Annotated in this window: 16 protein-coding genes; all 16 read left to right on the plus strand. The window is 38.9% G+C overall.

What is annotated here, in order from left to right:
• The first annotated feature begins 57 nt into the window (after positions 1–57).
• The 16 genes from KUV80_RS01805 to KUV80_RS01880 all read left to right on the plus strand — a co-directional run bounded on the left by KUV80_RS01805 (position 58) and on the right by KUV80_RS01880 (position 12,582).
• Complete coding sequence (locus tag KUV80_RS01805) at positions 58–333, plus strand: IreB family regulatory phosphoprotein (protein ID WP_130294733.1); 276 nt, start codon at positions 58–60, stop codon at positions 331–333.
• Entirely contained in the window at positions 333–755 is a 423-nt protein-coding gene (ruvX, locus tag KUV80_RS01810; RefSeq protein ID WP_222460978.1) for a Holliday junction resolvase RuvX, read from the plus strand. The genes KUV80_RS01805 and ruvX overlap by 1 nt, the downstream gene beginning before the upstream one ends.
• Before the next feature lie 17 nt (positions 756–772).
• On the plus strand, positions 773–1,072 hold the full coding sequence (locus tag KUV80_RS01815; protein ID WP_222460979.1) for a DUF1292 domain-containing protein: 300 nt from the start codon (positions 773–775) through the stop codon (positions 1,070–1,072).
• A 130-nt stretch (positions 1,073–1,202) separates the two neighbouring features.
• Positions 1,203–2,330 carry an endolytic transglycosylase MltG gene (gene mltG / locus KUV80_RS01820; RefSeq protein WP_222460980.1) on the plus strand — a complete coding sequence of 376 codons (1,128 nt, stop codon included), beginning with the start codon at positions 1,203–1,205 and terminating at the stop codon, positions 2,328–2,330.
• Positions 2,331–2,474: 144 nt separating this feature from the next.
• Positions 2,475–3,119 (plus strand): O-methyltransferase, encoded by a 645-nt coding sequence (locus KUV80_RS01825; protein WP_246625004.1) that lies wholly within the window; start codon positions 2,475–2,477, stop codon positions 3,117–3,119.
• 34 nt (positions 3,120–3,153) lie between these two features.
• Positions 3,154–3,795: a uridine kinase gene (udk, locus tag KUV80_RS01830; protein ID WP_222460981.1), complete on the plus strand. Its 642-nt coding sequence runs from the start codon at positions 3,154–3,156 to the stop codon at positions 3,793–3,795.
• A 149-nt stretch (positions 3,796–3,944) separates the two neighbouring features.
• Positions 3,945–4,421: a transcription elongation factor GreA gene (gene greA / locus KUV80_RS01835; protein WP_222460982.1), complete on the plus strand. Its 477-nt coding sequence runs from the start codon at positions 3,945–3,947 to the stop codon at positions 4,419–4,421.
• 112 nt (positions 4,422–4,533) lie between these two features.
• Positions 4,534–6,288 carry a peptidoglycan D,D-transpeptidase FtsI family protein gene (locus KUV80_RS01840; RefSeq protein WP_222460983.1) on the plus strand — a complete coding sequence of 585 codons (1,755 nt, stop codon included), beginning with the start codon at positions 4,534–4,536 and terminating at the stop codon, positions 6,286–6,288.
• 92 nt (positions 6,289–6,380) lie between these two features.
• Positions 6,381–6,986, plus strand: coding sequence for a YrrS family protein (locus KUV80_RS01845; RefSeq protein ID WP_222460984.1), 606 nt, complete (start codon positions 6,381–6,383; stop codon positions 6,984–6,986).
• A 102-nt stretch (positions 6,987–7,088) separates the two neighbouring features.
• A complete protein-coding gene (gene modA, locus KUV80_RS01850; RefSeq protein WP_222460985.1) occupies positions 7,089–7,850 on the plus strand; it encodes a molybdate ABC transporter substrate-binding protein in 762 nt (253 codons plus the stop codon).
• Positions 7,847–8,479 carry a molybdate ABC transporter permease subunit gene (gene modB, locus KUV80_RS01855; RefSeq protein WP_222460986.1) on the plus strand — a complete coding sequence of 211 codons (633 nt, stop codon included), beginning with the start codon at positions 7,847–7,849 and terminating at the stop codon, positions 8,477–8,479. Before modA ends, modB begins: the two co-directional genes overlap by 4 nt.
• A 188-nt stretch (positions 8,480–8,667) precedes the next feature.
• Positions 8,668–9,306, plus strand: coding sequence for a class I SAM-dependent DNA methyltransferase (locus tag KUV80_RS01860; protein ID WP_222460987.1), 639 nt, complete (start codon positions 8,668–8,670; stop codon positions 9,304–9,306).
• A gap of 18 nt (positions 9,307–9,324) precedes the next feature.
• Positions 9,325–10,026 carry a 5'-methylthioadenosine/S-adenosylhomocysteine nucleosidase gene (mtnN, locus tag KUV80_RS01865; RefSeq protein ID WP_222460988.1) on the plus strand — a complete coding sequence of 234 codons (702 nt, stop codon included), beginning with the start codon at positions 9,325–9,327 and terminating at the stop codon, positions 10,024–10,026.
• Positions 10,023–10,490 carry an S-ribosylhomocysteine lyase gene (locus KUV80_RS01870; RefSeq protein ID WP_222460989.1) on the plus strand — a complete coding sequence of 156 codons (468 nt, stop codon included), beginning with the start codon at positions 10,023–10,025 and terminating at the stop codon, positions 10,488–10,490. The genes mtnN and KUV80_RS01870 overlap by 4 nt, the downstream gene beginning before the upstream one ends.
• Positions 10,491–10,520: 30 nt before the next feature.
• Positions 10,521–11,444 carry a PLP-dependent cysteine synthase family protein gene (locus KUV80_RS01875; protein WP_222460990.1) on the plus strand — a complete coding sequence of 308 codons (924 nt, stop codon included), beginning with the start codon at positions 10,521–10,523 and terminating at the stop codon, positions 11,442–11,444.
• A gap of 1 nt (position 11,445) precedes the next feature.
• The gene (locus KUV80_RS01880) at positions 11,446–12,582 is read left to right on the plus strand and encodes a bifunctional cystathionine gamma-lyase/homocysteine desulfhydrase (protein ID WP_222460991.1); all 1,137 of its coding nucleotides are present in this window, start codon (positions 11,446–11,448) and stop codon (positions 12,580–12,582) included.
• Positions 12,583–12,704: the final 122 nt, after the last annotated feature.

Genomic DNA, 12,704 nt, shown 5'->3' on the forward strand with positions numbered 1-12,704 from the left:
TAGAGATAGAAACTAATTTGTCCCATAAGGGAGATCTTCAGAAAGAGGTGTTCGCTAGTGAGTTCCATGGACAAAACGATGAAGTTTAACTTCAACGAAGATGATGCTTATAAAACGAATGTTGAAACTGTCCTGTTTTCTGTTTATGACGCCCTGCAGGATAAAGGATACAACCCGATTAATCAAATCGTAGGTTATTTGCTCTCAGGCGATCCGGCTTATATTCCTCGTCATAACGATGCGAGAAGTATGATCCGGAAGCTTGAGCGGGACGAGCTTATTGAAGAACTGGTGAAGTCTTACCTTTCTAATCAAAAAGAAGGCAGCCGTTAATGACAAGAATGCTTGGATTGGACGTCGGAACGAAGACAATAGGTGTTGCCGTTTCTGATTTATTAGGATGGACAGCACAAGGGGTTGAGACAATTAGGCGGCGTCCCAATCGACCTGAAGAAGATCTAGAACGAATAAAAGAGCTTATAGCTCAATACGAAGTAAGCAAAATTGTCGTCGGCCTTCCTAAAAATATGAACGGATCGATTGGTCCAAGTGGAGAGGCATGTCAAAACTTTGCGAAAGAGCTTGAAAGTAAAACGGGTCTTTCGGTTATCCTATGGGATGAAAGGCTGACCACTATGGCAGCTGAACGCACTTTAATTTCAGCTGACGTAAGCAGAAAGAAACGAAAACAAGTGATTGATAAACTAGCTGCATCAATCATATTGCAAGGGTACATGGACAGCCAACAAAAATGAAAATGAGGTGGCCAATTATGGCAAAAGAAGAACGCGAACGCATTATTATTCCTGATGAGAACGGTGACGAAAATTTATTCGAAGTACTATTCAAATTCGATGTAGACCAAACTGGAAAATCCTACATGGTGACGATTCCTGTAGCAGATTCAGAAGAAGACGATTCAGATGAAGTAGAAGTTTTCCCATTCCGTTATGAAGAAAAAGGCGAAGAAGAAGACGATCTAGCTCTTTTCCCTCTTGAAACTGATGAAGAGTGGGACATGATCGAAGAAATGTTAAATACATTCCAAGATGATGAGTTCGAAACGGAATAAGAATGGGTAGAAATTAGGAAGGTGGAGATCTCCATCTTCTTTTTTTTGTTTTTTTAATTCCATAATACTGCTAATCTCGACAATTTATGCTAGCAAACGTATAATATAACAGGTGGAAGGGGGAAATAAAATGCTTCAACTACAGTCATCAGGGAACTACATAAGTGACAGACGAAAGAGAAGAACAAGATTCATCATTCTAACGATATTTATTTCATTTGTAGGAATAGGACTATTGATATTAGGTGGATCATATTTGTATTTCAACAAAAATACTGCGCCTCTAGATTCAGATAGTACCAAGAGTGTAACTGTAGAGATACCAATCGGATCTTCCACAACTAAAATTGGTAATGAGCTAGAGGATAAAGGCATTATTAACAGCGGCCAGTTTTTTAAACTTTACACACGGATTAAAGGAGAAAGTGACTTTCAGGCAGGAGTTTATGAGCTTTCGCCTTCTATGAGTCTTGTTGAAATTATTGGGGCCCTTAAGGAAGGTAAATTATTTAAGAAACCAGAGCTTATCTTAACGATTCCTGAAGGATTCAATGTTCCACAGATCGCTGAGTTAATCAGTAAAAACACAGATTATCCAAAAGAAGAAATCATTAAAAAAATGGCTGATAAGGCGTTTTTGAAGGAACTTCAGAGCAAATATAAAGTTTTACCAGATGAAATCTATAAGGATGGCCTCTATTATCCTCTTGAAGGATTTCTTTTCCCAGCAACTTATGAATTTGAAGAGAAGAAGCCAGAACTAATGGAAATTATCGATAAGATGGTCAAACAATCATCTGCCATAATCGCCAAACATGAAAACGAAACTAAAAAAAGCGGCTTTACATTGTTCGAAATGATTACGTTAGCCTCTTTAATCGAAGAAGAGTCTCAAAGAGAACAAGACCGAAAGAAGATTGCAGGCGTGTTTTATAATCGATTAGAAAAAGGGATGAAATTGGACTCCGATCCTACCGTTAAATATGCTAGAAGAGATTTTAACGTACAAGTTTTATATGAACATTTGGAAGTTGACTCCCCTTATAACACGTATCGAAATAAAGGGATTCCTATAGGACCAATTGCTTCTCCTGGTGAGAAGTCGATTGAAGCTGCCTTAAAGCCTGTAAAAATGGAAGAGCTTTTTTTCTACGCGAGACCTAATGGAGAAGTTATTTATACAAAAACACTGCAAGAACACAATGCCATTTATAAGAAGTACAGAGATGAATGGAAAGTTTGGCAAGAACAACAATAACGCTTTTTAAGGATACTATTTAACAGTATCCTTTTTTTATATTGAAGTTTAAGGAATCGAATTGTATGGAAAGCTATGATGCTCTCGCCTTCATAAAAAGATTATGTTACAATATACCGGTTAGTGTGAAGGAGGCGTGTGACTTTGGTCTCGAATGAAGTAAACCAATACATCGAAAATTTAATTCCAGCGCGCTCTGAACATGTTGATAGAATGGAGCAATTTGCAAAACAGCATGATATTCCGATCATGGAATTATCGGGAATTGAAACCCTACTGACTTATGTGAGGTTGAAAAAACCGAATACTATTTTAGAAGTGGGGACAGCAATCGGGTATTCTGCTACCCGAATGGCTCTTGCATGTGAGACAGCCAAGATCATAAGTATTGAAAAAGATGAAGAACGGTACAATATAGCAAAAGAAAATATTAAAGCTCTTCATCTTGACGATAGAATTACTTTATTGTTAGGTGATGCGAATGAATTGCAGAGCCAGGTAGCACACTATGCTCCATATGACTTTATTTTTATAGATGCGGCTAAAGGGCAATATCAAAACTTTTTTGAACACTATTCCTCTATGCTGTCTCAAGAAGGCATGATTATTACAGATAATGTTCTTTTTAGAGGGTATGTCGTGGATGGAAGTGGAATCGAGAGCAGAAGACGTCGTGCACTCGTAAGAAAAATTAATACCTTTAATCAATACATCATGCAGCATCCTGATTATCACTCTATAATCTTACCGGTAGGAGATGGTATGATGGTGAGCATTAGAAAAACATAGGGGTATTGCAGTTTATTTTAGAGGAGTAATGAAAATGGGAAAAAAACCTATCGTAATTGGGGTTGCAGGTGGATCAGGATCAGGAAAAACCACGGTAGCTAAAGAAATTTATCGGCAGTTTGCAAATCAATCAATTCTGATTATAGAGCAAGATGCTTATTATAAAGATCAATCTGAAAAATCAATGGAAGAGCGCTTAAAGACAAATTATGATCACCCTCTTGCGTTCGATAATGATTTATTAATTCAGCATATCATGTCACTTCAATCCTATGAATCAGTTGAAAAACCAGTGTACGACTATACAGCACATACAAGAAGTGATAAAATTATCCCAGTTGATGCTAAAGATGTCATTATATTGGAAGGTATTCTGATTCTTGAAGATGAACGATTACGTAATTTGATGGATATAAAGTTGTTTGTCGATACAGATGCAGACGTAAGAATCATTAGAAGAATGGTTCGTGATATCCGAGACAGAGGAAGAACATTGGAGTCCGTAATCGATCAATATACTTCAGTCGTACGGCCGATGCATAATCAATTCATTGAGCCGACCAAAAGGTATGCAGATATCATCATTCCTGAAGGCGGTCAAAACCTTGTGGCCATTGATTTAATGGTTACGAAAATCAAGACGATATTAGAAGACAAAGCTTTGCTGAAAAAATGAGGAAACATCTCCTTATTTTTTCAGTTTTCATGGACAACCTTTCCCGTTAAGCGGCTAGGCAATCAACTATTGTCCTATTTTTTATACATACCCTGCCCGAATTATCATATAACGTATCAAGGGTACTGATTATTGAAGGAGTGAAGAACATGGCAGACGAGAAAAAACACTATATGACCCTAGAGGGTAAGCAAAAGCTAGAAAGTGAATTAGAATTTCTAAAAACAGAACGAAGAAAAGAAGTTGTAGAACGTATTAAAGTAGCACGAAGCTTCGGTGATCTTTCTGAGAACTCCGAGTATGATGCCGCTAAGGACGAGCAGGCTTTCGTTGAAGCACGAATTGTTCAATTAGAAAAGATGGTTCGCGATTCGGTCATTATTGAAGATAATAAGGACCAATCTGATAACGTTTCCATTGGGAAAACAGTGAAATTTAAAGAACTCCCTGATGGCGATGAAGAATCCTATGTCATTGTTGGAAGTGCAGAAGCCGATCCTTTTGAAGGAAAGATTTCTAACGATTCACCGATGGCAAAAAGTTTATTCGGAAAGAAGCCTGGAGATAAAGTTTCTGTACAAACGCCAGGTGGGGAGATAAAGGTAGTCATTTTAGAAGTGAAATAAGAGCTTTATAAATGAACCTGCAAAGAGAGATTTTGGCTTAAGAGGCCAAGGTCTCTTTTTTGTTTAAGAAAATGAAGATGAGGCGAAAATGGGGTTAAGGTGGTGATCACACGTGTTATCAAGAAAAAGAGTAATGGGTACAGGAATTGGCATTTTATTATTTATGACATTCTTAATATACCGATTAGCTGATATACAACTGATCTCCACGAAATCATTTTCAAAAAAACAGGTAAATCTTATCCAAGAAAGTGTGAATCAACGAACACACCGTTTTACGATAAATGATGGGAGAGGCTTTTTTCTGGATCGGAACGGTGAGCTTCTATCAACAGATGTTAAGCCGCAAATTGTTGTTTTTCCTAACCTTTATACGAAAGATTGGCCTATCGTTGCTATTGCGAATATCCTGCAGCTGCCTCCTGACGATGTGCGGACTATGATTCAAGGTCTAAAAAAACCTTCATCCCTTCCAACCAACCATGAGATTTCAATACAACAGATGAATCAGATCAATGATATGGAGATACCTGGGTTGTATGCCCAGCTTGTGACGCGAAGAAAACCTCTGCCTTTTGCTAATCATGTCATCGGTGCTGTCGGTGAAGACCCCGACTTAATCACTCGAAGATATAAAGAAAAAATGGATAAAGGGACGATAAGTCTTGCAACGAAAACAGGTAAAAACGGGATGCAATATACGTTTGATCCCTTCTTGATATCAGAAGGAGAGACCCAGTTTATCTATCATGTGGACAGGCAAGGAAATCCTCTATTTGGACTGGATGTAAAATACCGCACTCAAACAAATCCATTATATCCTCTCCATGTTGTGACCACTATTGATAAAAGAATGCAGGAAACAGTGGAAATGTATTTAGACCTTCATAAGCTTGAAGATGGTGGAGCCGTTCTGTTAGACATCGAATCGAATGAGCTTTTAGCTATGGCGAGTCGTCCTGTATTCACGAGTGATGCCATCTACAAACATGAGAATAAGATGACCACTCAGCAAATTCCGGGTTCTATCTTTAAAATTGTAACCGCTGCAGCGGCTATTGAAGAAAATATCATTCAGAATGATTCACGCTATGATTGCAATACAAACATTTATGGAAAAGAAGATGAGAGACAACTAGGATTTTTAAACTTTGAGGAAAGTTTTGCCCAAAGCTGTAATAAGACCTTTGGAGAGCTTGCAAATGATTTGGTGACAGCACATCCGAACATTTTAGAAGATTATGCAACACGGTTAGGTCTACTTCAAATCAATGGCTGGAGTGGCCAAGTGTATCATCTTCCTCATTTTTCACATTTTTACAAAGAAGAACAAGGACAATTGCAAAGCGGTAAAAAAGAAAAGGACGACTATCGATCCCAGCTTGCCATATCACAGACGGCGATTGGACAGCTTGATGTTAAGGTTACACCTTTATCAGTCGCAAACATGATGGCAACAATCGCAAGGGGAGGAGAGTGGTCTGAAGTAAAAGCTGCTCAGTCTGTTAACTTTGCTAATGGTACACGACTAATAGATTTTCAAGATCATAAAGGAAAACAAGACACCTTATCATCCTATACAATGATGAGGCTCCAATCTCTTCTTCTCCACGTAGTAAAAGATGAAAACGGAACTGGTCACAGCCTGCAATCATTGCCTTTTCAGGTGGCTGGAAAGTCTGGAACGGCTCAAAAAGGAGAAGGTCAGCATTTCAATAATAAATGGTTTGCGGGGTATTTTCCTGCAGACAAGCCTCGATTTGCGCTTGTAGTGGTCGACCTTAAACACGATACAGTCAATAGAACAACTCCTGTTTTTGCCGATATTGCAAAAAAGGTTATGGAAATGTCAAAAAAGGGAAGATAGTTAATGGAATGGAATAAAATGAAAGTGATGTCGAAACACTGTGGTCGTGGTAAAATAGAGGAAGCTTATTTTACTTTTCTGGGGAGGAAAACATGAAACGTAATCAACGGTATGAATCAAGATTAGAAAAGCGAAAACAAAATCGTTTTTTAAACATAGCAATTGGATTAGTAGTATTATTAATTGTCGTTGTTGGGTTCAACCTATTCTCTGGTGATGAAGATGCAACAACAACAACAGCAGAAAATGAGCAAACAACGAGTAAAAGTGAAACGAAAGATGATCCATCCATAGAAATGGAAACTGAAAAAGACGAACAGAATAATGATGGTAAAACCTCTGATGAAGCGAAAGAAGAAGCAAATTCTGAAGGGGATCAAGCTGAAGACGTAGAATCAGAAACCAAAGGCGGCGGCCCAGAAGGACCATGGGAACCAGTGGGTACTTCCCAAAGTGAACCGCATCAAAAATCATATGATGATCAATCTCAAGACTGGAAAGAGATGGTCCAAGCTCTTTCTTATGCAACGAATATCCCTGAAGATCAAATGACGATCTTTTGGTTAGGAAATGGTGGTGGTCCTGATCTTTCTAAAGGGACGGTGTCTTCTAAAGTAGACAAAGTTAAATATGATGTTCAACTTCAATGGATTCCAGAAAAAGGATGGAAGCCGACAAGCGTAACGAAAGTTCAATAAATTTCTAAGAGGACAATCCTTGTTTTTCATGGATTGTCTTTTTTCTTTAATTTTCTATCTAAAAGTGCTTCAATAATGATAGTTAAGAAATAAGGAGCAAACATGAGAAGAACTACATCCGTTTATATAATCTTGATTATTATTGCAAGTTTACTAATGGGCTGTAAGAAGCCGGAAAAGCCGCCCGAGACGGTATTATATATTTCTGCTGCATCCAGTTTGAAAGGACCCGTTAAAGATTGGATAAAACAATTTGAAGAAGACCATCCTCACGTTCATATTGCAGCCAATTTTGGCGCATCAGGTGTCCTGCTTAATCAAATAAAAAAAGGTGCGCCTGCTGACCTTGTATTTTCAGCTCAAGCTATTGACCACTATGTACCTAGCGGCTCGACGATTTCATTTAAAGAGGAAGGTATTATAGCATCGAACGAACTTGTTTTTGTTGCGGGAAAACGTTTGAATTCACCTGTCAGATCTGTAAAGGACTTACCTGCTGATGCAAAGCTTGGAATAGGTGATCCAAAGTGGGTGCCAGCAGGTTTTTATGCGGAAAAAGTGTTAGAGCACCTAAACAAATCACTTGATGAGATTCGCTTCAGTCAAAATGCTGTTCATCTAAAAGGGTTAGTCGAAAACGGTGCTGTTGATTATGCGATCATGTATAAAACAGATGCTGTCGATAATAAACATCTTACCATTCTGGAGACGATCCCAGAAAGCATGTATCCCGTTATTGAATATCCTCTTTACGTAGTCAATTCAGCAAAAAAAGATACGAAGGACTTTATACAATATGTTCAATCAGCTGAGGGACAACTAGTGCTAAGGAAATATCATTTTAGAGAGAGTGTTAAGAATTGATTCATTCGTTCGTACTATCTATTGAAACAGCTGTTATTGCGACGATCTTAGTTATGACAGCCGGTTTACCGCTCGCTTATTTGTTTGCGCGATATTCGTTTAAAGGAAAGTTGATCATGGAAACGGTTTTTAGTCTCCCTTTGATTCTTCCTCCTTCTGTAGTTGGATACGTTTTACTTGTACTATTAGGACAAGATGGGTTAGGTCGTCTTGGCATTCATTGGATTTTTACATGGAAAGCCGCTGTTTTGGCAGGAGCGATTGTTTCGTTTCCCTTATTCTTTCGAACAGCGAAGGCGTCTTTCGAAAATTTGGATGAGAACATTATTGATGCAGCTCGTTTAGATGGAACCATGATAAAAATCTTCTTTAAAGTCAGCTTACCATTAGCCAAACATGGATTAACTGCTGCTTCTCTGCTCGCTTTTTTAAGAGCCATAGGTGAATTTGGAGCGACTTTGATGATTGCAGGAAATATCCCAGGGGTTACGCAGACTGCGCCACTTGCCATATATGACCATGTTTTATTAGGGGATGAAAAAGCTGCGCTTCTTTTGTCTTTGCTTCTTATCCTGTTTTCATTTATTTTGTTGTCGATCAGTGCACTCTTAGCAAAAAAATCTAGTTAACTAAGACTCTAAAAGCATTTCTTTAGAGTCTTTTATTTTTTTGCGGAACCATTTGGACACGATTTTAAAATAAATAAAGGAATTTATTATTTGATAAGAGACACAAACTATGATAATTTGGAACCTATAATCATCTAATTCATAGTATATTGATAGGAATAATATATTTTAACTTTGGAGTGAAACAAATGGGACGAGAATTTATTGAACTTTTTGATGAATGGTCATCATCTTATGATGAAACCGTTTCGGGTAAGGATCAGGAATATAAAGAGGTTTTTCATAACTATGATCAAATTTTAGAGGCAGTTGTAGATAGATCAGGGAATATCGTATTGGAGTTTGGGGTCGGAACAGGAAACTTAAGTCAGAAGCTGCTTGCTAAAGGAAAAACTGTAATTGGAATCGAGCCTTCAAAAGGGATGAGAGAAAAAGCATTAACGCGGAATCCCCAGTTGTCTTTGCATGATGGAGATTTTTTGTCATTCCCAGTTTTAAATGAAAAAATTGATACGGTTGTTAGTACGTACGCTTTTCACCATTTAACAGACGATGAAAAAGACACAGCGATCGGACGCTATAGCCAGCTGCTCGAAAAAGATGGTAAAATTGTATTTGCAGATACCGCATATCTTCATGATGCCGATAAGAAAGAACGTCATGAAAAAGTAAAAAAACAAGGATTTCTTCATTTGTTACAAGATCTTCAAACGGAATATTATACGACGTTAGGAGTTCTAGAGGAGATTTTTAAAAAGCATAAATTTGATATTTCCTTTTTAAGACTCAATGAATATGTATGGCTCATGGAAGCGGTAAAAAAATAATATTGGAGAATCAGTGTAATGAGAATTGGAATTATAGGTGCGATGGAAGAAGAAGTTGTTCTTTTACGAGAGCAGCTGACGGAGCTTCAAAAAAAGAAGCTAGCTGGCTGTGAGTTTTACCAAGGATACTTAAACGGCCAAGAGGTAGTCTTATTAAAATCAGGAATCGGTAAAGTGAATGCTGCGATTGGTACAACACTTATGATCCAGATGTATCAGCCTGATGTTATTTTAAATACCGGTTCAGCAGGTGGATTTCATGCCGAATTAAACGTGGGAGACGTTGTCATCTCAACGGAAGTTCGACACCATGATGTAGATGCAACAATCTTTGGGTATGAATACGGGCAGGTTCCTCAAATGCCTGCCAATTACCTTCCTGATCAAAAGCTTGTAGAAGCAGCACTTCGAGCAGGCAGCCGCGTACAGAATGTTCAGGTTGTTAAAGGACTGATTGCATCAGGTGACTCGTTTATGAGCGACCACGAGAGGGTAGAAGACATACGTGGCAAATTTCCGATGCTTTACGCAGCTGAAATGGAAGCTGCGGCCATCGCACAAACATGCTATCAGTTTGATGTTCCTTTTGTAATTATCCGCTCTTTATCGGATATTGCCGGAAAAGATGCACGTCTATCTTATGATCAATTCTTAAAAACAGCATCGAAGAACTCAGCAGAATTTGTACAACAAATCGTAGAGGAGCTGAAATCATTATGACAAAAAAGATGAATGTAGAGAGTTTTAACCTTGACCATACGAAAGTAGTTGCCCCATATATCCGGTTAGCTGGAACAACCACTGGTGCAAACGGAGACGTTATTCATAAATATGACATTCGGTTTTGTCAGCCCAATAAAGACCATATGCCAATGGAAGGGCTACACTCGATCGAACATTTAATGGCAGAAAATATCCGTAACCACCATTCTACTGTTGTTGATATCAGCCCGATGGGTTGCCAAACTGGTTTTTATTTATCAGTTATCAACCATGATAACTATGAAGAAATCTTAGAAGTTCTTGAAAAAACACTAAACGACGTACTTGAAGCGACAGAAGTTCCTGCTTGCAACGAAGTGCAATGCGGCTGGGCGGCTAACCATAGTCTTGAAGGAGCAAAAGAGATCGCTCGTAAAATGCTATCGCAAAAAGACGAGTGGCACGTTGTATTCGCAGAATAGAGGGTTCAGAGAATAGAGGGCAGAGGAAGCATGAAGTATTATAAAAATGTACATGAGTTAATCGGGAACACCCCATTAATGGAAATTACGCAATTCTCCCTTCCAAAAGGGGTTCGTCTCTTTGCAAAACTTGAGTTCATGAATCCAGGCGGCAGTGTAAAAGACCGCCTGGGAATGGAGCTGCTAGAAAGTGCACTATCAAAAGGATTGCTTAAGAGTGGCGGAACCGTTATTGAACCTACAGCGGGTAATACGGGAATCGGTCTTGCATTAGCGGCGATCAACAAAGGAATCGATGTTTGGTTCGTCATTCCTGAAAAGTTTAGCTTAGAAAAGCAGGAGCTCATGAAAGCCTTGGGAGCGAAAGTCATTCATACACCAACTGCCGATGGGATGAAGGGTGCTATATTGAAAACGAAAGAACTCTTAAGTGAGGTGCCTGACTCATTTTCTCCTTCACAATTTTCCAATCCTGAAAATCCAAACACGTATTATAAGACAATGGGGCCAGAAATTTGGAATGACTTAGATGGCAAGGTGGACATATTTGTGGCAGGAGCAGGTACAGGCGGCACGTTTATGGGAACATCGCGTTATCTTAAAGAAAAAAATCCAAACGTAAAGACTGTTATTGTTGAGCCTGAAGGATCGATCTTAAACGGTGGTGAGTCGGGTCCGCACAAAACTGAAGGAATCGGAATGGAATTTCTCCCGGATTATATGGATTCTTCCTATTTTAACAGCATTCACACGGTGACGGATATAGATGCATTCAAACGAGTAACCGAGCTTGCCAAAAAAGAAGGTTTGCTCGTTGGGAGTTCTTCCGGAGCAGCTTTGCATGCAGCGCTTTTGGAAGCTCAATCAGCTAAAAATGGCGATGTAATCGTAACGGTTTTTGCAGACAGTTCTGAGCGTTATTTAAGCAAGAAAATTTACGAAGGAGGCATCTGATATGAAAAGAAAAACAAAATTGATTCACGGAGGCATTCCTTCTGATAAACATACAGGAGCTGTGTCTTTTCCAATTTATCAAGTAAGCACGTATAAGCAGGATGAGGTAGGGGTTCATAAAGGATTTGAATATTCAAGAACGGGGAATCCTACTCGTCATGCACTTGAAGAACTCATTAAAGACTTAGAAGGCGGAAGCAGGGGCTTTGCTTTTGGTTCAGGTATGGCTGCCATTACAGCTGTCATGATGCTGTTTGATTCTGGAGATCACGTTATTTTGACGGATGACGTATACGGAGGTACGTTCCGAGTAATGTCTAAAGTTCTTAATCGTCTCGGTATCGAATCCACGTTTGTTGATACGACTGATATTGAGCAGATTGAGGCGGCGCTGAAGCCCAATACGAAAGCATTATATGTGGAAACTCCTACGAACCCACTATTAAAAGTTACAGATATTGAAGCTGTTGCAAAATGGTCCAAATCGAAGGACCTGCTCTTTATGGTAGACAACACGTTCAATACTCCATATTGGCAAAATCCGATCGAATTAGGAGCTGATATCGTCTTACATTCAGCCACAAAATATATTGGTGGACATAGTGATGTTGTTGCAGGTCTTGTTGTTGTAAACGACGATAAGCTAGGTGAAGACCTCCATTTTGTTCAAAATTCGACTGGCGGCGTACTTGGGCCTCAAGATTCATGGTTATTGATTCGCGGTATTAAAACATTAGGTCTTCGAATGGAAGCTCATGAGAACAATACGAAAAGAATCGTAGACTTCTTAAAGGAACATCCTTCCGTAGAAAAAATCTATTATCCTGGGCTAGAAGATCATCCTCAGCATGATATCGCTAAAAAACAATCTGGCGGTTATGGAGGCATGGTATCCTTCGATGTAGGCAGTGAAGAAAAAGCAAATGCCGTTCTGAAAAAGGTGCGGTATTTTACGCTAGCTGAAAGCTTGGGAGCTGTTGAAAGCTTAATTTCCGTTCCAGCAAGAATGACTCATGCTTCCATTCCACAAGATAGAAGAGCAGAACTTGGAATTACAGATGGGTTAGTTCGTATATCAGTTGGAATTGAAGACGCGGAGGATCTTATCGAAGATTTGAAAAATGCATTAAACGATTAACATTCGAGAACAGGCTGTAGCAGGCTTGTTCTTTTTTATCACTATTTAGCCATAGTTTTTTCACCGTTTTGTCAAAAAATGCTTGGTAACTGAATGTCTTACCTATGTTATCCTGTTAATAG

Origin of the sequence: Fictibacillus nanhaiensis, assembly GCF_019801215.1 — a bacterium.
In the GTDB taxonomy this organism is placed as follows: Bacteria; Bacillota; Bacilli; order Bacillales; family Fictibacillaceae; genus Fictibacillus; species Fictibacillus nanhaiensis_C.

Coding starts and splice junctions, on each gene's coding strand:
- KUV80_RS01875 (WP_222460990.1), top strand. CDS start 10,521: ATGAAGTATTATAAAAATGTACATGAGTTAATCGGGAACACCCCATTA.
- mtnN (WP_222460988.1), top strand. CDS start 9,325: ATGAGAATTGGAATTATAGGTGCGATGGAAGAAGAAGTTGTTCTTTTA.
- KUV80_RS01845 (WP_222460984.1), top strand. CDS start 6,381: ATGAAACGTAATCAACGGTATGAATCAAGATTAGAAAAGCGAAAACAA.
- ruvX (WP_222460978.1), top strand. CDS start 333: ATGACAAGAATGCTTGGATTGGACGTCGGAACGAAGACAATAGGTGTT.
- KUV80_RS01880 (WP_222460991.1), top strand. CDS start 11,446: ATGAAAAGAAAAACAAAATTGATTCACGGAGGCATTCCTTCTGATAAA.
- greA (WP_222460982.1), top strand. CDS start 3,945: ATGGCAGACGAGAAAAAACACTATATGACCCTAGAGGGTAAGCAAAAG.
- modA (WP_222460985.1), top strand. CDS start 7,089: ATGAGAAGAACTACATCCGTTTATATAATCTTGATTATTATTGCAAGT.
- KUV80_RS01870 (WP_222460989.1), top strand. CDS start 10,023: ATGACAAAAAAGATGAATGTAGAGAGTTTTAACCTTGACCATACGAAA.
- KUV80_RS01815 (WP_222460979.1), top strand. CDS start 773: ATGGCAAAAGAAGAACGCGAACGCATTATTATTCCTGATGAGAACGGT.
- KUV80_RS01860 (WP_222460987.1), top strand. CDS start 8,668: ATGGGACGAGAATTTATTGAACTTTTTGATGAATGGTCATCATCTTAT.
- mltG (WP_222460980.1), top strand. CDS start 1,203: ATGCTTCAACTACAGTCATCAGGGAACTACATAAGTGACAGACGAAAG.
- udk (WP_222460981.1), top strand. CDS start 3,154: ATGGGAAAAAAACCTATCGTAATTGGGGTTGCAGGTGGATCAGGATCA.